Below are 17942 nucleotides of genomic sequence, written 5' to 3'. Positions count from 1 at the left end.
GGCCCGTATCGCTGAACGGGTCGGCCCAAACGAAAACCGCCCGGCGCATTCACGCCGAGCGGTCGGATCGGTCGGCGTTTTAGGCCGGAAGGTCTTCGGCCAAGATCGCCATTTCGAACATGAATGAACCTTCCTCGTCCTCATCCTCGAAGACGATGCCGATGAACTCGTCGCCGACATAGACCTCGGCCGAGTCATTCTGCTTGGGGCGGGCCTTCACGATGATGCCGCCGGTGTTGAAGGTGCGCTTGAGGTGGGCCTCGATGCGCTTCAGGTCGGTGTCTTTCACGGGGGGCCTCATGGTCTGGACGTTGGCGGCGGACCCTAGAGACATCGGCGGTTCAGGGAAACCGGCGCCGCGCATTTTCCCGCTTCAGAGATACTTCATCCACCATTGCGAACTGCGCCGCTTGACCCCGCCAAACCATCGGCAGGCGAACCAGCAAGGCACGGTGACCAGGCCCGCCAGCAACCACACCCAGCCGACGCCGGGCACGCCGAAGCCCTCGCCCTGATTGGCGCCGAACAGCATCAGCGCCGCCAGGTTCAGCAGGTGAAGCCCGTAGAGGTGGATGAGATAGAAAAACAGCGGCGCTCCGCCGAAGACCGCCAGCACGCCGACCAACCGATCCGGCGCCTTTTCCAGCCCCGCCAGGATCAGCGCCCCGACGCCCAGCGTCAGCAGCAGAAAGTCGGCCGACGGCGGATATTTGGTCAGGTTCAGCACGCTCATCACCGTCTGGATCGGCGTCGCCTGCAGGGCCCACGGCGCATCCCCATAGACATTGATCGCCCGCAGCACAACGAACAGAGCGAGCGCGCCCACTCCCGTCAGCACCAGCCGTCTCAGCCGCGTCCTCTGCTCGCCTGCGAACCACGGCCCTATGGCATAGCCCAGCGCCGCCACGCCGATCCACGGCAGCAGCGGATAGGAGGTCCTCGCCTGGGCGCTCCACGGCAAATCGATGAAACCGCGATCATGCAGTACGGCCCAGATCGCATGGCCCGGCTGTCCCGCCGCGATGGTGATCGGGTCCAGCAGATTGTGGCCCAGCACGATGACCAACCCCACGCCGATCAGCACCGCGCGCGGCAGATGCACCAGGGCCGCCAGCGCGATCATCGACAGGCCGATGGCCCAGATCACCTGCAAATAGATCAACTCGGGCGTGATCGAGAAGGTCCACGCGAAGTTGACCACCGTCAGCTCCAGCACGACCAGAAACAGACCGCGTTTCAGCAGGAAGGCCGATGCCGCGCCGGCTCCGTAAACGCCGCCCGCCTGCTTGTTTCCGTACAGCCAGGCCCCCAATCCCGTCAGGGCCACGAACACCGGCGCGGACAGATGGGCCGACAGCCGGGTGAAGAACAACGCCGGCGAGGTCGTCTCCACATTCATCGGGTCCGAGACCTGGGCGTGGATGAAGAAGAACTCCCGCGCGTGATCGACCAGCATCAGCAGGATGACCAGCCCGCGCAGGGCGTCGATGGATCGGATCCGACCGACCGCACGGCTTGGCGCGGCAGTCGAAGAAGCGGAGGCGGGAACAAGCGTTGCAGCGGTTGACATCATCAGGCGGAAGCGGATAGCCGATACAGTATAACATTTCAAACGGAGCCTGCCTTGTCCCTCCTTCTGAGCTGCGCCAGCGCGTGCCTGCTGGTCGCCGCCAACGCCCCCGCCCCCGTCGCTATCGAGGCGGTCGAGCCTGAAACGGTGGGGGAGATCGTCGTTCTGGGCCGCCGTTCGGCGCCGCGTGATCTGACCCTGGGCGCAGGAGCGATCACCGAGGCCATGTCGCCGTCCAGCCGCTCTATCGAGAACGATCTGATCAAGGCCGTGGGCGCGACGCGCCTGGCCGATGCGCTGGAACTGGTCAGCGGCGTCAGCCAGCAGAACAATCGCGGCGGCGTCATGGACAACTTCGCCATTCGCGGCTTTCTGGGCACGCCCGACGGCGGCGCAGAATATTATGTCGACGGCTTCCTGGCCAATCGCGGCATGGCCCCGCCTCGCGACCCAGCGACGTCCGAGCGGATCGAGGTGCTGAAGGGGCCGTCCGGCGCCCTGTTCGGCGACATCGACCCGGCCGGACGCATCAATATCGTCTCCAAGACCCCCCGCTTTGCCGCCGCCGCCGCCTTTACCGCCACGGTGGGATCATTCGGCCTGCGTCGCGGCGAGCTGGACCTGACCGGCCCGATCAACGACTCCCTGGCCGGACGGCTTGTGGTGGCGGGCGAGACCTCGAACGGTTGGCGCGACTATGTTGGCCTGGACCGCACCGTGGTGGCGCCGTCCCTGACCTGGCGTCCCACCGACGACCTGCGCCTGACCTATGTGGGCGAGTTCACCACCTTCACGACCCTGTTCGACCGGGGGATGCCGGCGATCAACGGAGACGCCCTGTTCCTGCCGCCCTCGAACTATTACGGCGAGCCCGGCGACGGCGTGACACGCTTCCGCAACGAACGGCACCAGATCACCGGCGAATACCGGATCAATGACGACTGGAGCCTGAACGGCGGCGTCGCCGGGCGCGGCGGCTCGCTGAAAGGCATGTCCAGCGATCAGTCGCGCCTGGTCGGCGACCAGCTGTGGCGTCAGCGTCGCGGACGCGACTTTTCGGTCGAGGACCTGTCGGCCCGGCTCGAGCTGAACGGCGTGGTCGAGACGGGGCTGGGCGTTCACAACCTCGGTTTCGGGGTGAAGGCCTATCAGCTGACCTATGGCGAGAAGTGGCTGCGCATCAATCCGACTGCGGCCAATCCCTATCCGATCAATGTCCTCAATCCCGTCTATGGCGCGGTCACGCCGCCGACGCCCCTGCCCTTCACCGACAATCTGGAAACGCGCGACGTCGTCACCTTGTACGTCCAGGATTTGTGGGAGGTGAACGACCGCCTCAGCCTGCTGGCCGGGCTGCGGTTCGACGACTACGACCAGACCATCCGAAACAACCGCACCGGCGCCGTCGGCGAGGCCCGCGATACGCCCCTGAAATACCGCTTCGCCGCCCGCTATCGCCTGACCGACAACCTGACCGCCCACGCCAGCTATGGTCAGTCGTTCGTGCTGAACTCGGGCACAGGTCGCGACGGCTCCGGCTTCGCGCCGGAGGATGGCAAAGGCTATGAGATCGGCCTGGCCGGCGCCTGGGACGGACTGGACCTCGCCGCCACCGTCTTCGACATCGAGAAGTCGAACATTCTGACGACCGATCCGGTAGATCCCAACTTCCTGGCCCCGGTCGGCAAGCTGACGACGCGCGGGATCGAGCTGGACGGCGCCCTGAAGATCGACGACGTCTGGCAGGTGGTCGCCAACTACGGCTGGACCGACGCCCAGGCCGACGACAGCGCCTTCGCAACCGACGCCGTGCTGAACGTGCCCGAACATTCGGGCTCGCTGTTCGTGATCGGTCGCTTCCCCACCATCCACGGCACGACCCGGTCGTTCATGACCGGCGCGGCCTACGTCGGCGACCGGGCCGGCGGCCTGGCGCTCGGCGCGCCCGAACTGCCCGCCTATTGGAAGGCCAAGGCTGCGCTGGACTATGGCCTGACGCCCCAGGTTACGGCCCGCGTCGAGGTCGACAACCTGTTCGACGAACGTTACGCCGCCAGCTCCTACAGCGCCCTGTGGATCTACCCCGGCGCCCCGCGCAGCATCCGCGCCTCGCTCAGGATCGCGCTATGAGGCGCCGGCTCAGATGACGAAGTCGTACACCACATCGGCCAGGGTGTGATCCATGGTGCGGGCCGGTTCGGCGTTGGTCGGGCAGTTGACCAGCCGGGCCGGCACCCCCGCCACGGTGCAGCCGGACGGCACGGCCTTCAGCACCACCGAGCCGGACGCCACCTTGGCGTAGTCGCCGACATGGATATTGCCCAGCACCTTTGCCCCGGCGCCCAGCAGGACGCCCTTGCCAATCTTGGGATGGCGGTCGCCGCGCTCGGCGCCCGTCCCGCCCAGGGTCACGCCGTGCAGCATCGACACGTCGTCGCCGACCACCGCCGTCTCGCCGATCACGATGCCCGTGCCGTGATCCAGAAACAGCCCCTTGCCCATCTGCGCGGCCGGATGGATGTCCAGCTGGAACAGTTCGGAGATCCGGCTCTGGAAATGGAAGGCCAGCGTCTCGCGCCCCTGCCCCCACAGCCAGTGCGCCACGCGCCAGCCCTGCAAGGCCTGGAAGCCTTTGAAATACAGAAAGGGCTGCAACAGGTTTCGGATCGCCGGGTCGCGTTCGGCCACAGCCTGCAGATCGGCCTCCGCCGCCTCGACCATCGACGGATCGGCCTTGAACGCCGACAGACACACCTCGCGCACCGACATGGCGCTCATCTCGCCGTCCGCCAGCTTGCGCGCGATCTGGAAGCTCAGCGCGCCCGCCAGGTCGTCGTGCGACAGGATCACCGCATTCATCTGCGAGCCCAGTTGCGGCTCCTCGCGCGACGCCGCCTCGGCCGAGGCGCGCAGCTGACGCCACACGCTGTCGATTTCGGTTTCTGCGACGACTTCCAGCTTGGCCATGATCGGCTCCTTCGGCGACATCATACGCGCCCCAGCAAGGCGCGCGCCAGCGCCTCGGGCAGTTCGCCGTTCATCGCCATGTGATAAGCCTTGTAGGCCGTCGCCACCGTCAGGCTGTCGCGCACCGTTCCCCGCCCGATCTCGTCCAGCAGATCGACAAACGGCACGCGCACCACGGCGATGATCTCGGTGGGATCGGGATCGGTCGGCGCAGGCGACAGGCCCCACGCGATCCAGGTCATGCCGATCTCGTCGGTGATGGAGTTCGACATCTCGACCTTCAGCGCCGGCAGCCAGTGTTCGGCCTGCAATCCCGCCTCCTCGGCCAGTTCGCGCCGGATGCCGTCGAACGGATCCTCGTCCAGCGGTGCGCCGCCCTCGGGCATTTCCCAGCTGTAGTTGGCGTGGGCGAACCGCTGCTGGCCCACCAGGGTCACCGTCCCATCGTCGTGGACGGGCAGGACGCCGGTCCCGACGTTCTTGAACCGCACGACGGCATAGTCGGCCTTCATGCCGGTCGGCGCCGTCGCCGGATGCCGGGTCAGCGCCATCCAGGGGCTGTCGAACACCGTCTCGGTTCCGTCGCTGCGCCAGGCCGGCGGCTTCGACAGCCCTTCGGCCCATTTCGGTTCGTCGGATTTGCGCATGGGCCACCTATGGCGAAGACGCGGATGAAAGCCTAGCTAGACGGCATGGTCGCGCTCAACGAACCCCTGCCCCCGCCCGTTCCCTCGAAAGATTTTCGGGACCGCCTGGCCCAGCGGCGCTCCGCCCCGGCCCAGGCCCTGGTCGCGCCCGGCCCGTCCGAGGCCGAACTGGACGAGATCCTGACGCTGGGCGCCCGCACGCCCGACCATGGCAAGCTGTTCCCGTGGCGTTTCGTCGTCCTGGGTCCCCAATCGCGCGCCGACATCGCCGCCCGCCTCGCCGTGCTGGTCGAACTCAGGAACGGCCCAGCCAAGGATCAGGCGGTTCTGGCCAAACTGACCGCCGCGCCCGTCACCATCTTGGTCGTCTCGACGCCGGTCGAACGGTCCAAGCCGATCTGGGAGCAACAGCTATCGGCCGGCGCCGTCTGCATGAACCTGGAACACGCGGCTTCCGGCTTCGGCTATTCGTCCAGCTGGATCACCGACTGGTACAGCTACGACCCGCAAGGCGTCGCCCTGTTCGGCCTGACCGAGGGCGAGAGCGTCGCCGGCTTCATCCACATCGGCACGCTGAAGGAACCCGCGCTGGAACGCCCGCGTCCCGATCTGGCCGCCAAGGTCACACGCCTGCCGTAAGCGGGTGACATAAGGTCGCCCTACGTCGGTTTGACCTCGACCGACCCCGCCTTCCTCCCCCAAGGCCTTCGTATGGATTCCCTGTTGCAAGCCGTGGGCGATTTCATCGCCCGCAACCATATGTGGGCCGGCGTCATGTTGGGCCTGGTCGTGTTCGTCGAGTCGCTGGCCGTCGTCGGCGCCTTCGTGCCCGCCACCGGCCTGCTGGTCGCGGCGGGCGGCCTGATCGCGGCCGGCGTGCTGGACCCCGTCAATGTCATCGTCGGCTGCGTCATCGGCGCGGTGATCGGCGACGCCATCTCCTACTGGGCCGGACGTCGACTGGGCGTGCGATTCCTCCAGCGCCCGATGTTCAAGGCGCACCGCCGGCGCATCGCCTGGACGCGTTTGTACTGCCGTCGCTACGGCGTCATGTCGATCTTCGTCGGCCGCTTCTTCGGGCCCTTGCGCGCCTTCGTGCCGCTGACGCTGGGCATGCTCCGGATGCGTCAGCGGGCCTTCCAGTTCGGTAACGTCACATCCGGCATCGTCTGGGTGCTGGCCATGCTGGCGCCGGGCTATCTCGCCGCTCAAGGTCTGGCGAAGATGGAAGTCCTCAGCGAGGCCCACGGCCCCACCCTTCTGATCGGCGCCCTCGCCGTGACCATCCTGATTGTCGCCGTGGCCTATCGCCTGGTGAAGGCCCGCATGAGCCGCAAGTCGGCCGTCATGCGCGGGGCGCTGCAGGGCCGCTGAGTTCTTCCTCCGGTCGGTGCACCAACGAGACCAGCACCACCGAGATGATCATCAGCAGGAACCAGCTGCCCAGCTTGGCCAGGGACACCATCTCCCACCCGTCGGCCTGCCCCGGATAGACCCAGGCCCGCCCCAGCGTGCCCAGGTTCTCGGCGAACCAGATGAACAGCGCCACCAGGAAATAGCCCAGCAGCAGCGGCATCGACCGCCGCTTCCGGTCCGCCGTGAAATAGAACCATCCCCGCCCGAACAACACGGCGGTCGCGATGAAAAGCGCGATGCGCACGTCCGGCAGCCAGTGATGGGCGAAGAAGTTGATGTAGATCGCCGCCGCCAGCACCCAGGTCGTCCACAGCGGCGGATACCCCCGCACCCGGATATGAAAGATGCGCTGCACCCGCGCGATATAGCTGCCCACCGCCGCATACATGAAGCCCGAGAACAGCGGCACCGCCCCGATCCGCAGCAGACTGTCCTCGGGATAGACCCATGACCCGTGCGCGGTCTTGAACAGCTCCATGACCGTCCCCGCCACATGGAACAGGAAGATCACGCGCGCCTCTTCCCAGCTCTCCAACCGGAGGATCAGCATCGCCGCCTGGATCACCACCGCCCCGACCGCCAGAAAGTCATAGCGCGACACCGGCGCTCCCTCTGGCCAAACCAGAAACGTGCCCAGGATCAGGGCCAGCATCAGCCCCCCGAACAGACACGCCCACCCCTGCTTCAGCCCGAACCACAAGAACTCATAGGCCTGGCGCCGCGCCCACGACCGATCCGCCCACGCCTCCGCCCGCGTCATCAGACGGCGCCCCCAGGCTTCGAGCGGAAGTGCGTGGTTCATCGCATTACCCGTGACGGCGCAGCGAGAAACTTCAAGAGCGGACCGCTCCCGCGCTGCGGAGTTTTAACCGCACGAAAGGAACCCGAGAGCGAATTTCCTGTTCGACATCAGTCTTTAACGCCTGCCGCCTTAGACTAGCCGGCCAGTAGGAGAAGCTTATGTCTTGCGCAGGCTGCAGAGATGGGGCGGGGTTTGACCTGCCTATCACCATGGCGTTCCAGCCGATCGTCGATGTGACGACCCAGACGGTCTTCGCCTACGAAGCCTTGGTGCGGGGCAAGGACGGCCGGGGCGCGGGTCAGGTTCTGTCGCATATCTCCCACGACAACCGCTATGCCTTCGATCAGCTGTGCCGCACGACCGCCATCGATCTCGCCGCCGGTCTGGATATGACGGCGGGCGGCGCCAGCCTGTCGATCAACTTCCTGCCCAACGCCGTTTATGAGCCGCGCGCCTGCATTCGCGCCACCCTGGCGGCGGCGATGCGCACCAACTTCCCGGTGGATCGGATCATCTTCGAGTTCACCGAGAGCGAGGTGATGGACACCGACCACATCCTCAACATCCTGCGATCCTATCGCGCCATGGGCTTCAAGACCGCCATCGACGACTTCGGCGCCGGCTATGCAGGTCTGGGCCTGCTCACCCTGTTCCAGCCCGACATCGTCAAACTGGACATGGCCCTAGTGCGCGACATCGACACCAACCCGGTCAAGCGCACCATCGTGCGCAACACGCTGAACATGCTTCGGGACCTGGGCATCCAGCCCGTCTGCGAAGGCATCGAGACCCTGGCCGAACATGATGTCCTGCGCGATCTCGGCGTCGATCTGATGCAGGGCTATCTGCTGGCGAAGCCAGCGCTGGAAGCCTTGTCGCCTGTCGCCTGGCCTGACCAGGCTGCGCCTGTGGCCCTAAGCGCCTGATCGCGACACGCCCGCTGCTGAACGGCGGACGCGGAACCTCTGACTATCCCCGCCCGCGATAGGTCGGCACGCCTTGGTCCGGCAGCCACAGCCCCTCGGGCGGCGCACCGGTCTGCCAGAAGACGTCGATCGGGATGCCGCCGCGCGGATACCAATATCCGCCGATCCTCAGCCACTTGGGTTCCAGCAAGTCCGCCAGCCGCCGCCCGATGGCGACGGTGCAGTCCTCGTGGAAGGCGCCGTGATTGCGGAAACTGGTCAGGTACAGCTTCAGGCTCTTGGACTCGACCAGCCAGTCGCCCGGCGCATAGTCGATGACGATGTGGGCGAAGTCCGGCTGGCCCGTCACCGGGCACAGGCTGGTGAACTCCGGCGCCGTGAACCGGGCCAGATACAGCGTGTCCGCATGCGGGTTGGGCACCCGCTCCAGCACCGCCGTCTCGGGACTTGTCGGTGCGGCGGTCTGGGCGCCGAGCTGGCTGAGGCTGTCGGTATAGTGGGTCATGCCGGGCATTTAGGCGCTTGCCGCTCAGATGAAAATCCTCCCCCATCGGGGGAGGGGGACCGCGAAGCGGTGGAGGGGGCCGGCCGCGTATGCGGTCCATGACGCAAATGACCGACGCAAATGACCTACGCACCTAAGAAAACCGTCGCCCGCGCCCGCGACCTGCGCCGCACGATGACCCTGCCGGAAGTTCTCCTGTGGCAGCACATCAGAGGGCGCCGGCTCGACGGCATTCGCTTTCGCCGCCAGCACCCCCTCGGTCCGTACATTCTGGACTTCTATTGCGAGGACGCTCGCCTTGCGGTCGAGGTGGACGGCGAAAGCCATTCCCAAGCTGAGGCGGTGGAGCACGACAACCGGCGGACAGAATGGCTCAACGCACGCGGCATTTCCGTTCTTCGTATCCCGGCGCGGGATGTGTTGAGCGAACTGGCTGCCGTGGTGGACCATATTCATCGGCAGGTGCGCGATCAGCCCCCTCCACCGCTTCGCGGCCCCCGTCCCCCGGTGGGGGAGGATTGAGGCCAGCCAGCCATCCTAATCCCGGACGGCTTCCCTCGCCCTTTCAACGCCTTCGCGTCGGGCAGCGTCAATCGACCGACCCTACGTCCGAATCGTCGTATGATGGCCGGTTTTCACCCGCCGTCGCCGCCTGCCCGCTTTCACCCCGCCTCCGACCCGAGATTAGACGAATTAGACTCATTTTTTCGCGCCACCGTCTGAAATCCCCGCGATTGCCTTCCCCGGCGACAGCCCGCTAAGCGTAGCGAAAGAAAACCAAAGGAGACGCCCGTGGCCATTCCCGCTTCGCTGCAGAAAGGTCTGATCCTGCCGATCATTTCGGCGCCGATGTTCCTGGTGTCCGGACCGGATCTGGTGGTCGAGGCCTGCAATGCGGGCGTGATCGGCACCTTCCCGTCGCTGAACCAGCGCACGACCGAGGGCTATCGCGACTGGATTCGAGAGATCAAGGGCCGGCTGAAGCCCGAGGCCGCCGCCTTCGGCGTCAATCACATCGTCCACCCGACCAACCCCCGGCTGATTGCCGACATGATGGTGTCCGTCGAGGAGAAGGTGCCGCTGATCATCACCTCCCTGGGCGCCGTGCGCGACGTGGTCGACGCGGTCCACGGCTACGGCGGTCAGGTCTTCCACGACATCGCCAACATTCGTCATGCGCGAAAGGCGGCCGAGGCGGGCGTCGATGGCCTGATCCTGGTCGCGAACGGCGCGGGCGGCCATGCGGGCATCATCAACCCCTTCGCCCTAGTCAACGAGGTTCGCAGCTTCTTCAAGGGGACCATCATCCTGTCGGGCGCGCTCTCGACGGGTCAGGACGTTGCGGCCGCCCTGATGCTGGGCGCGGACTTCGCCTATATGGGCACGCGCTTCATCAACACGACCGAGGCCATGGCCGCCGACGCCTACAAGCAGATGGTCATCGACAGCGGCGCGACCGACATCGTCCACACGCCCGCCGTGTCCGGCATCCCCGCCAACTTCATGAGCAAGTCGCTGATCGAGAACGGCATCGATCCGAAGACCTTGCCCGAACACAAGCTGGACATGGGCGACGAGGCCAAGGCTTGGAAGACCGTCTGGTCCGCCGGCCAGGGCGCGGGCGCCATCCACGACGTCCTGCCGACCGCCGAACTGGTCGCGCGCCTGCGACAAGAGTTCGCTCAGGCCACAGAGGAATTCGCCATCAAGGCCGGAGCGCGCTAAAGGCGGCGCCAATCCGCACCTCGCGCGTTGGAGCCGCCATGATCCGCACGACCATCCTCGCCGCCCTTTCCGTCTCCGCGCTCGCCGTTGCGCTGCCGGCCGCCGCCCAGTCGGCGCCTGGATCAGCCCCGACGTCCGCGCGCGACGCCTGGTCCTTCGAACTGGGCGCGGGCACGGACAACCGCTCCAAGGATGCGTCCAAGTCCGGCAACGACGGCTACGCCTTCGGCTCGGCGACCTGGGAAAGCGCCGACGGCCTGTTCTACGTCGGCCCCGGCTTCCAGACGATCCAGGCCGGCGGCTCCAACGTCGAGGCCGAGTTCGTGGTCGGCTATCAGCCCGAGGCCTTCGGCTATCGGTTCGACTTCAACGTCGCCTACAAGAACCGCCTCGACGCCGAAGCCGGCTATGATCAGGACGCCTGGGAGATCACAGGCAACGCCAGCCGCTCGATCGGCCCGGCCAGCGCGCGACTGCAGGTCCAGTATTCGCCCGACGCCGCCGGCTCGACCGACAGCTTCACCTGGGTCGAGGGCCGCCTGGGCTGGGACTTCACGCCCCAGTTGAACGGCACGGTCGCCGTCGGTCGTCGCGAGCAGAACGGCGCGCCCGATTACACCGGCTGGAACGCCGGCGTGACCTACGCCCTCACCGACGCCCTGGAACTGGACCTGCGCTACTACGACACCGACGCCCACACCTTCGGCGAACAATATGAGGACGCCCTGGTCGCCAAGGTCGCCTACGCCTTCTGATCGCCAGCCCCTTGCGTAACGGTTGTCGGGCGCCCATCTAGGTCTGGTCGATCTCTCTGCGTAACGCCGCTGCTCCCTTTGCATCACGCACCGAGGTCCAAAAGCCGATCCCATTCAGACCCGACAGGCCGACCAGGGATCCCTCCCTGCGGTCAACGCCAGACGGAGGTCTCCAAATGGCTACCGGCACTGTAAAATGGTACAACCCCACCAAAGGCTACGGCTTCATCGCGCCCGATGACGGCGGCAAGGACGTCTTCGTCCACGCCTCGGCCGTCGAAACCTCGAGCGTCGGCTCGCTGAACGAAGGCCAGAAGATTTCCTACGAAATCGAGCGCGATTCGCGCTCCGGCAAAGAGTCCGCCGGTCGCCTTACGGCGGCGGAGTAGGACACGCTCCACGCGTCCAACACGAACGAGCCGGCCCCGACCAGGGCCGGCGTGATCGCATTCGACGGCGAGGTCATCAAACTGATGCCGCTCGGCGGCCGTCGCGTTCGCCTGGACAACGGCCACCTGATCACTGTCCTGCCCTCGCTGGGCGCCCAGACGGGCGTCTCGCTGCTGGGCGACCGCGTGACGGTGGAAATCGCCTTCAATCAGCTGAAGGGCTGGCGCCTGTCGCGCCAGCCCTGAGGCTTCTGCATACGGATGCCGACATGACCCCGCTCGCCGACATGATCCCCGCGATGACCGACGCCGACCTGACGACGCTGCGCGCCAACGCCGCCCGCCTGGTCGAACACGGCGCCTCGACCCAGGTCATGGCCGCCAGCGACATCATCCCGGTCATCGACACCGAAATGGCCCGCCGCGCGGCCCTGCCCAAGCCCGCAAAGGCCCCGGTCAAGCGCGCCGCCCCCAAGAAGAAGCTGCCGCCAGTCACCGGCCACCAGACAGCCCTTCCCTCAAGCTGAGATCAGCCCAGGGCCTGATCCAGATCTGCGATCAAGTCCTCGACGTTCTCGACCCCGACCGACAGCCGGATCAGGTTGTCGGTCACGCCGCCCGCCTCGCGCACCTCCTTGGGCACGCTGGCGTGGGTCATGATCGCCGGGTGGTTCACCAGGCTTTCGACCCCGCCCAGCGACTCCGCCAGGGTGAAGACCTGAACCCGTTCCAGCACCCGCTTCGTGCGCTCCAGATCGCCCTCCAGGATCACCGTCACCATCCCGCCGAAGCCGCCGCTCATCTGGCGCGCGGCCAACTCATGCTGAGGGTGAGCGATCAGGCCGGGATAGATCACCTTTGCGATCCCCGCGCGCGTCTCGAGCCAGCGCGCGATGGTCAGGGCGTTCTCGCAGTGGGCCTTCATCCGCAGCGCCAGGGTCTTCAAGCCCCGGTTGGCCAGGAAGGCGTCGAACGGCCCCATGATCCCGCCGACCGAGTTCTGCAGGAACTTGATCCGCGTCGCCAACTCGGCGTCGGCCGTCACCAGCACCCCTCCGATAATGTCCGAATGGCCGTTCAGGTATTTGGTCGCCGAGTGCATCACCACGTCCGCCCCCAGGCTCAGCGGCTGCTGGCAGAAGGGGGTGGCAAAGGTGTTGTCCACGACCAGCAGCAGCCCATGCGCCTTGGCCACCTTCGACAGGGCGGCGATGTCGGCCAGCTTCATCAGGGGATTGGTGGGCGTCTCGACCCACAGCATCTTGGTCTTGGGCGTGATCGCCGCCTCGACCGCCGCGATGTCGCTCAGGTCCACATAGGCGAAGTCCAGCCCCATGGTTCGCCTGCGCACCCTCTCGAACAGTCGCCACGAGCCGCCGTACAAGTCGTCGCCGGTGACGATGTGATCGCCCGCATCCAGCAACTCCAGCGCCGTCGAGGTCGCCGCCATGCCCGAGCCGAACCCGAACCCGTGCGTGCCGCCCTCCAGGTCCGCGATACAGGCCTCGAACGCCTCGCGCGTCGGGTTCTTGCCTCGCGCATACTCATAACCCTTGTTCACGCCCGGGCTTTCCTGGGCGTAGGTCGAGGTGGCGTAGATCGGGGTCATCACCGCACCCGTCGTCGGGTCGGGATGCTGGCCGGCATGGATGGCGCGGGTCGAAAAGCCCTGGCTGTTCTTCTTGTCGCTCATGGACTTACCGGTTCAGGCTGAGGTGGTTGATCAGGTCGGTGCGGGTGATCAGGCCGACGAACCGCTCGCCGTCCAGCACGATGGCCACGCGGTCGCGGTCGAAGACAGGGATCAGGGCGTCCAGAGGCTCATTGACCTGAAGCGTGTCCAGATCGCGCGTCATGGCCGAGGCCACCGGCTTGGCGAACCGTTCTTTCCGCGTGATCTCGTCGGTGTTCATGATGCGGATCAGGTCGCTTTCGTCCAGGATCCCGACCAGCCGGCCGTCTTCGATGATCGGCAGTTGCGATACGTCGGCGCCCTTCATCCGCTTGAAGGCGGTGTCCAGGGTATCGCCCGGCCCGGCGACGACGACGTCGCCCTTCTCGTATTTGCGGTTGATCAGGTCCGACAGGTCGCCGTGCAGCTCGCGCTCTCCCAGGCCCTGATCCGCCAGCCAGGCGTCGTTATAGACCTTGGACAGATATTTGGCCCCGGTGTCGCAGACGAAGGTCACGCAAGTCTTGGGCTCGGTCTGCTCGCGGCACCAGCGCAGGGCCGAGGCGATCAGGGTGCCGGACGACGAGCCGGCCAGGATGCCTTCCTTCAGCAGCAGTTCGCGCGCCGTGGCGATCGCCTCGGCGTCGGGGATCGAATAGGCCTTGTCGATCAGGCTCATGTCCGCCGTATCGGGCACGAAGTTCTGGCCGATTCCCTCGACGGTGTAGCTGCCTTCCGGCCCCGGCACGCCGTCGTTGACGATGCCGGCGAGGGTCGAGCCGACGGGATCGGCCAGGATGATCTGGGCCTTCGAGCCAACGCTCTTCAGAAACTGCGCCACGCCGGTGATCGTGCCGCCCGAGCCGATGCCGGCGACGAAGGCGTCGATGTCGCCGCCCGTCTGCTCCCAGATTTCGGGGCCCGTCGTATTCACATGGGCCTCGGCGTTGGCGGCGTTGGCGAACTGGTTGACGTAGAAGCCGCCGGGAATGCCTTGGGCCAGACGCTCGGCCATGTCGGTGTAATATTCCGGATGGCCATGCGGGACGTCCGAACGCGTCAGACGAACATCGGCGCCCATCGCCCTGAGATGCTGGATCTTTTCCTTGGACATCTTGTCCGGGATGACCAGAAGCACCTTATACCCCCGGGCCCGACCGACCAGCGTCAGCGCCAGGCCGGTGTTGCCCGCCGTCGCCTCCACGATGGTGCCACCTTCCTTCAGGAAGCCTTCGCGCTCGGCGGCGTCCAGCATGGAGATGGCGATCCGGTCCTTGATCGAACCGCCGGGGTTCTGGGACTCCAGCTTCAGCAGCAGGCGGCACGGGCCGGTGTCGATCTTCGTCACCTCCACCATCGGCGTCTTGCCGATCAGATCCAGCGGCGACGAGACGGTCGCGCTCAGGGCGGGGGCGGTCAGGGACATCGAAAACTCCATTCGGGGCGGGCGGAAGCTGAAGCCCCGCCTTCACATGGTCAACTCACGCAAGATTTGACCCCTCAAGATTTACTCAAGGGCGCGGTTCCGCGCTACGAAAGACATAATGACCAAATCATCCAAGAGACCGCCCGCCGGTCTCCCCGACAAAGACACCCTCGTCGCCTTCCTGCGCGAGGCCGGATCGGCCGAGAAGACGGACATCGCCCGCCATTTCGGACTGAAAGGCGGCGACCGCCGGGCCCTGCGCGAAATGATCCGCGAGCTGGAAGCCGAAGGGCGACTGGGCAAACGCGGTCGCAAGGGCTTTTCCGAAGCCGGCGCCCTGCCCCCCGTCGGCGTCGCCGATGTGATCGAACGCGACGGCGACGGCGAACTGTATGTGCGCCTGGTCGAGACCACTCCCGACGCCCCGCGCGCCATTCTGATGCCCGACAAGTCCAAGGCCGCCCCTGGCCTGGGCGATCGCGTGCTGGTGAAGTTCCAGCGCGGCGCGGAGGGTTGGGAAGCCCGGCTGATCAAGAAGCTGGACGTGGGCTCCAACCGCGTTCTTGGCGTGATCCGCAAGTCGGCGCGCGAAACACGCGTCGAGCCGGTCGACCGCCGCTCCAGGGACGTCCTGCTGGTGCCCCAGGCCCAGTCCAGCGACCTGCGTGACGGCGACCTGGTTCTGGCCGCGATTGAGAAAGGCGACCAACGCTACGGCCCCAAGCGCGGCAAAATCCTGGAGCACATCGGCAAGGAAGACGACCCCCGCGCCGCCTCCCTGATCGCTATCCATGCCCACGGCGTCCCGACCGGCTTCTCCGAAGCGGTCGAACGCGAGGCCGAGGATCAGGCCCTGCCGACGCTGAAGGGGCGCGAAGACCTGCGCGAGGTCCCCTTCATCACCATCGACCCCGCCGATGCGCGCGACCACGACGACGCCGTCTATGCGGCGCGCGACGAGGATCCGAAGAATGAAGGCGGCTGGATCGTCTGGGTCGCCATCGCCGACGTCGCCGCCTACGTCCGCCCCAGCAGCCAGCTGGACCGCGAGGCGCGCGACAAGGGCAACTCGACCTATTTCCCCGACCGCGTCGAGCCGATGCTGCCGGAGGTGCTGTCGAACGGCCTATGCAGCCTGAAGGAGGGCGAGAACCGCGCCTGTCTCGCCGTGCGGATGGTCTTCGACAAGGACGGCCGAAAGACCGGACATAGGTTCGTGCGCGGCCTGATGCGGTCGCACGCCAAGCTCAGCTACGAACAGGCGCAGGCCGCCATCGATGGGCAAACTGACGACACGACCGGCCCGATCATGGAGGCGATCCTCTATCCGCTGTGGAACGCCTATCACGCCATGCTGAAGGGCCGGCTGAAGCGCAGCCCGCTGCAGATCGAATCGGCTGAACGCCGCATCCGCATGGCGCCCGCCAATGAACAAGGAGGGGGCGGTATCGCCTCCATCGAAAAGCGCGCCTCGCTGGAGGCGCACCGGCTGATCGAAGAGATGATGATCCAGGCCAACGTCTGCGCCGCCGAAACGCTGGAGCAGAAAAAGACGCCGCTGATCTACCGCGTGCACGACACACCCAGCCAGGAGAAGATCTTCAACCTGGCCGACTTCCTGTCGACCATCGGCAAGCCCTGGAACAAGGGCGAGCCCGGCACGACCAAGCGGTTCAACAAACTGCTGGACGAGACCCGCAACACCGAACACGCCGATGTTGTCAACGAGGTGGTCCTGCGCAGCCAGATGCAGGCGATCTACAGCCCCGAGAATATCGGCCACTTCGGCCTGAACCTGGATCGCTACGCCCACTTCACCTCACCGATCCGGCGTTATTCCGACCTGATCGTCCACCGCGGCCTGATCCGGGCGCTGAATCTGGGCAAGGACGGACTGACCGACCGCGAGATCGCCGAACTGCCGGCCATCGCCGAGGGCGTGACCATGACCGAGCGCAGGTCGATGGCCGCCGAGCGCGACGCAATGGATCGCTATATCGCCGCCTATCTGGAAGAGCACGTCGGCGCGACCTTCGCCGGGCGGATCACCGGCGTGACGCGGTTCGGCCTGTTCATTCGTCTAGAGGACACGGGCGCGGACGGCCTGGTGCCCGTCTCCACGCTCGGCAGCGAATACTTCACCCACGACGACCGCGCCCACGCCCTTGTCGGCGAACGCACGGGTAAACGCTTCACCCTGGGCCGCATGGTGGAGGTCAAGCTGCGCGAGGCGACCCCCGTCACGGGTGGCTTGGTGTTCGAAATGCTCAGCGAGCCCGAACCCCGCGATCCCAACGCCCCGGCCCCACGCTACGGCATTCGCGGACGCGGCGGTGACGGCCCGCCGATGCGCGGCAAGAACCGCCCTGGCGGCCCCAAGCCCCGCAACGGCTCCAAACCCTCCGGCGGCCTGAAGGGTGTGAGGAAGGGCAAGCGCAAGTGACCCCTTTCGACGCCGCTCAGGATCTGGCCGACGCCCCGCGTGTCGGCGGGGCTCAGCGGCCGAAGGATGCGGCGACGCTGATCCTGACGCGTGGCGGCGATCGGCCCGAGGTGCTGATGGGGCGGCGCGCGCCTGGCCATGTGTTCATGGCGTCGAAGTGGGTGTTTCCGGGTGGGCGGATCGATCGCAGCGACTTCAACGCCGCCGCGACGGATGAGTTGTCGGGCGAGGTTGCGCGGCGACTGGAAGGCGAATTGCCCGCTCGCCGTGCGCGCGCCCTGGCCCTGACGGCGGTGCGCGAGACGTTCGAGGAGACAGGGCTCATTCTGGGGCGGCCGGCGCCCCGCGCCTCCGTCGCCGGACCTTGGCGCGAGTATCGCCAGGCCGGCGCGCTGCCCGATCTGTCGGTCCTGTCCTATGTCGCGCGCGCCATTACGCCGCCGGGCCGGACCCGCCGGTTCGACGCCCGCTTCTTCATGGCCCCGGCCGATGCCCTGCTGAGCCCGGAGCCGACCGCGGGGTCGGGCGAATTGGACGAGATCGCCTGGCTGCCGTTGGACGAGGCGCGCGCACTGGACCTGCCCGCCATCACCCGGTTTGTGTTGGGTGAACTGGCCGAGCGGTTGAAACACCCGAACCGGCCCCTGCCCTTCGTGCGGATGGTGCGGGGTCGGCACACGGTCGAACACAGGGACTGAA

20 protein-coding genes are annotated in these 17942 nt (G+C 66.5%); 12 read left to right on the top strand and 8 right to left on the bottom strand.

Annotation, left to right across the window (positions count from 1 at the left end):
* Nucleotides 1-79: 79 nt before the first annotated feature.
* Entirely contained in the window at nt 80-301 is a 222-nt protein-coding gene (locus tag E4341_RS06805; RefSeq protein ID WP_039243756.1) for a DUF3126 family protein, read from the bottom strand.
* Between the two features lie 72 nt (nt 302-373).
* Nucleotides 374-1573 carry a DUF1624 domain-containing protein gene (locus tag E4341_RS06800; RefSeq protein WP_165116121.1) on the bottom strand — a complete coding sequence of 400 codons (1200 nt, stop codon included), beginning with the start codon at nt 1571-1573 and terminating at the stop codon, nt 374-376.
* 51 nt (nt 1574-1624) lie between these two features.
* On the opposite strand from E4341_RS06800, the gene E4341_RS06795 reads away from it, so the two are divergent.
* On the top strand, nt 1625-3700 hold the full coding sequence (locus E4341_RS06795; protein ID WP_165116119.1) for a TonB-dependent siderophore receptor: 2076 nt from the start codon (nt 1625-1627) through the stop codon (nt 3698-3700).
* A gap of 9 nt (nt 3701-3709) precedes the next feature.
* Here E4341_RS06795 and cysE read toward each other — a convergent pair whose 3' ends face one another.
* Both cysE and E4341_RS06785 read right to left on the bottom strand, forming a co-directional pair.
* Nucleotides 3710-4537, bottom strand: coding sequence for a serine O-acetyltransferase (gene cysE / locus E4341_RS06790; protein ID WP_039243758.1), 828 nt, complete (start codon nt 4535-4537; stop codon nt 3710-3712).
* 20 nt (nt 4538-4557) lie between these two features.
* Nucleotides 4558-5184, bottom strand: coding sequence for an NUDIX hydrolase (locus E4341_RS06785; RefSeq protein ID WP_165116117.1), 627 nt, complete (start codon nt 5182-5184; stop codon nt 4558-4560).
* Between the two features lie 45 nt (nt 5185-5229).
* Here E4341_RS06785 and E4341_RS06780 point away from each other — a divergent pair, with 45 nt between their 5' ends.
* Nucleotides 5230-5823 carry a nitroreductase gene (locus tag E4341_RS06780; protein WP_165116115.1) on the top strand — a complete coding sequence of 198 codons (594 nt, stop codon included), beginning with the start codon at nt 5230-5232 and terminating at the stop codon, nt 5821-5823.
* A 72-nt stretch (nt 5824-5895) separates the two neighbouring features.
* Nucleotides 5896-6558 (top strand): DedA family protein, encoded by a 663-nt coding sequence (locus tag E4341_RS06775; protein WP_165116113.1) that lies wholly within the window; start codon nt 5896-5898, stop codon nt 6556-6558.
* On the opposite strand, the gene E4341_RS06770 is transcribed toward E4341_RS06775, so the two are convergent.
* A complete protein-coding gene (locus E4341_RS06770) occupies nt 6530-7402 on the bottom strand; it encodes a DUF817 domain-containing protein (RefSeq protein ID WP_370458471.1) in 873 nt (290 codons plus the stop codon). The two genes, E4341_RS06775 and E4341_RS06770, sit on opposite strands and share 29 nt — an antisense overlap.
* A gap of 209 nt (nt 7403-7611) precedes the next feature.
* Between E4341_RS06770 and E4341_RS06765 the strand changes: the two genes are divergently transcribed.
* The gene (locus tag E4341_RS06765) at nt 7612-8328 is read left to right on the top strand and encodes an EAL domain-containing protein (protein ID WP_240893633.1); all 717 of its coding nucleotides are present in this window, start codon (nt 7612-7614) and stop codon (nt 8326-8328) included.
* 43 nt (nt 8329-8371) lie between these two features.
* Here the strand turns inward: E4341_RS06765 and queF are convergent, their stop codons facing one another.
* The gene (gene queF / locus E4341_RS06760; RefSeq protein WP_165116109.1) at nt 8372-8833 is read right to left on the bottom strand and encodes a preQ(1) synthase; all 462 of its coding nucleotides are present in this window, start codon (nt 8831-8833) and stop codon (nt 8372-8374) included.
* A gap of 120 nt (nt 8834-8953) precedes the next feature.
* Between queF and E4341_RS06755 the strand changes: the two genes are divergently transcribed.
* The 6 genes from E4341_RS06755 (at nt 8954) to E4341_RS06730 (ending at nt 12229) form a co-directional block, all read left to right on the top strand.
* On the top strand, nt 8954-9355 hold the full coding sequence (locus E4341_RS06755) for an endonuclease domain-containing protein (protein ID WP_165116107.1): 402 nt from the start codon (nt 8954-8956) through the stop codon (nt 9353-9355).
* Between the two features lie 270 nt (nt 9356-9625).
* Nucleotides 9626-10558 carry a nitronate monooxygenase family protein gene (locus E4341_RS06750; RefSeq protein ID WP_165116105.1) on the top strand — a complete coding sequence of 311 codons (933 nt, stop codon included), beginning with the start codon at nt 9626-9628 and terminating at the stop codon, nt 10556-10558.
* A gap of 38 nt (nt 10559-10596) precedes the next feature.
* The gene (locus E4341_RS06745) at nt 10597-11313 is read left to right on the top strand and encodes a TorF family putative porin (RefSeq protein ID WP_165116103.1); all 717 of its coding nucleotides are present in this window, start codon (nt 10597-10599) and stop codon (nt 11311-11313) included.
* Nucleotides 11314-11489: 176 nt separating this feature from the next.
* Nucleotides 11490-11702: a cold-shock protein gene (locus E4341_RS06740; protein ID WP_008260450.1), complete on the top strand. Its 213-nt coding sequence runs from the start codon at nt 11490-11492 to the stop codon at nt 11700-11702.
* 51 nt (nt 11703-11753) lie between these two features.
* Nucleotides 11754-11948 carry a hypothetical protein gene (locus E4341_RS06735; RefSeq protein ID WP_055754798.1) on the top strand — a complete coding sequence of 65 codons (195 nt, stop codon included), beginning with the start codon at nt 11754-11756 and terminating at the stop codon, nt 11946-11948.
* Between the two features lie 23 nt (nt 11949-11971).
* A complete protein-coding gene (locus E4341_RS06730) occupies nt 11972-12229 on the top strand; it encodes a hypothetical protein (RefSeq protein WP_055754797.1) in 258 nt (85 codons plus the stop codon).
* A 2-nt stretch (nt 12230-12231) separates the two neighbouring features.
* Here the strand turns inward: E4341_RS06730 and E4341_RS06725 are convergent, their stop codons facing one another.
* Nucleotides 12232-13395 carry a cystathionine gamma-synthase gene (locus E4341_RS06725; protein ID WP_165116101.1) on the bottom strand — a complete coding sequence of 388 codons (1164 nt, stop codon included), beginning with the start codon at nt 13393-13395 and terminating at the stop codon, nt 12232-12234.
* Nucleotides 13396-13399: 4 nt separating this feature from the next.
* Nucleotides 13400-14800 carry a cystathionine beta-synthase gene (locus tag E4341_RS06720; protein ID WP_165116099.1) on the bottom strand — a complete coding sequence of 467 codons (1401 nt, stop codon included), beginning with the start codon at nt 14798-14800 and terminating at the stop codon, nt 13400-13402.
* 118 nt (nt 14801-14918) lie between these two features.
* On the opposite strand from E4341_RS06720, the gene rnr reads away from it, so the two are divergent.
* Nucleotides 14919-17243, top strand: a complete 2325-nt coding sequence (gene rnr / locus E4341_RS06715; protein WP_165116097.1) for a ribonuclease R — start codon at nt 14919-14921, stop codon at nt 17241-17243.
* Nucleotides 17240-17941, top strand: coding sequence for an NUDIX domain-containing protein (locus E4341_RS06710; RefSeq protein WP_055754794.1), 702 nt, complete (start codon nt 17240-17242; stop codon nt 17939-17941). The genes rnr and E4341_RS06710 overlap by 4 nt, the downstream gene beginning before the upstream one ends.
* Nucleotide 17942: the final 1 nt, after the last annotated feature.

Origin of the sequence: Brevundimonas sp. 'scallop' (assembly GCF_011045535.1) — a bacterium.
In the GTDB taxonomy this organism is placed as follows: domain Bacteria; phylum Pseudomonadota; class Alphaproteobacteria; order Caulobacterales; family Caulobacteraceae; genus Brevundimonas; species Brevundimonas vesicularis.
Note: the sequence above shows the minus strand (reverse complement) of the source record. Positions and strands in the feature narration are given on the sequence as shown.

Bases quoted from the DNA above. Each gene is read 5' to 3' on its own strand.
- E4341_RS06805 (WP_039243756.1), bottom strand. From the start codon at position 301: ATGAGGCCCCCCGTGAAAGACACCGACCTGAAGCGCATCGAGGCCCAC.
- E4341_RS06800 (WP_165116121.1), bottom strand. From the start codon at position 1,573: ATGATGTCAACCGCTGCAACGCTTGTTCCCGCCTCCGCTTCTTCGACT.
- cysE (WP_039243758.1), bottom strand. From the start codon at position 4,537: ATGGCCAAGCTGGAAGTCGTCGCAGAAACCGAAATCGACAGCGTGTGG.
- E4341_RS06785 (WP_165116117.1), bottom strand. From the start codon at position 5,184: ATGCGCAAATCCGACGAACCGAAATGGGCCGAAGGGCTGTCGAAGCCG.
- E4341_RS06780 (WP_165116115.1), top strand. From the start codon at position 5,230: ATGGTCGCGCTCAACGAACCCCTGCCCCCGCCCGTTCCCTCGAAAGAT.
- E4341_RS06775 (WP_165116113.1), top strand. From the start codon at position 5,896: ATGGATTCCCTGTTGCAAGCCGTGGGCGATTTCATCGCCCGCAACCAT.
- E4341_RS06770 (WP_370458471.1), bottom strand. From the start codon at position 7,402: ATGAACCACGCACTTCCGCTCGAAGCCTGGGGGCGCCGTCTGATGACG.
- E4341_RS06765 (WP_240893633.1), top strand. From the start codon at position 7,612: ATGGCGTTCCAGCCGATCGTCGATGTGACGACCCAGACGGTCTTCGCC.
- queF (WP_165116109.1), bottom strand. From the start codon at position 8,833: ATGACCCACTATACCGACAGCCTCAGCCAGCTCGGCGCCCAGACCGCC.
- E4341_RS06755 (WP_165116107.1), top strand. From the start codon at position 8,954: ATGACCTACGCACCTAAGAAAACCGTCGCCCGCGCCCGCGACCTGCGC.
- E4341_RS06745 (WP_165116103.1), top strand. From the start codon at position 10,597: ATGATCCGCACGACCATCCTCGCCGCCCTTTCCGTCTCCGCGCTCGCC.
- E4341_RS06740 (WP_008260450.1), top strand. From the start codon at position 11,490: ATGGCTACCGGCACTGTAAAATGGTACAACCCCACCAAAGGCTACGGC.
- E4341_RS06730 (WP_055754797.1), top strand. From the start codon at position 11,972: ATGACCCCGCTCGCCGACATGATCCCCGCGATGACCGACGCCGACCTG.
- E4341_RS06725 (WP_165116101.1), bottom strand. From the start codon at position 13,395: ATGAGCGACAAGAAGAACAGCCAGGGCTTTTCGACCCGCGCCATCCAT.
- E4341_RS06720 (WP_165116099.1), bottom strand. From the start codon at position 14,800: ATGTCCCTGACCGCCCCCGCCCTGAGCGCGACCGTCTCGTCGCCGCTG.
- rnr (WP_165116097.1), top strand. From the start codon at position 14,919: ATGACCAAATCATCCAAGAGACCGCCCGCCGGTCTCCCCGACAAAGAC.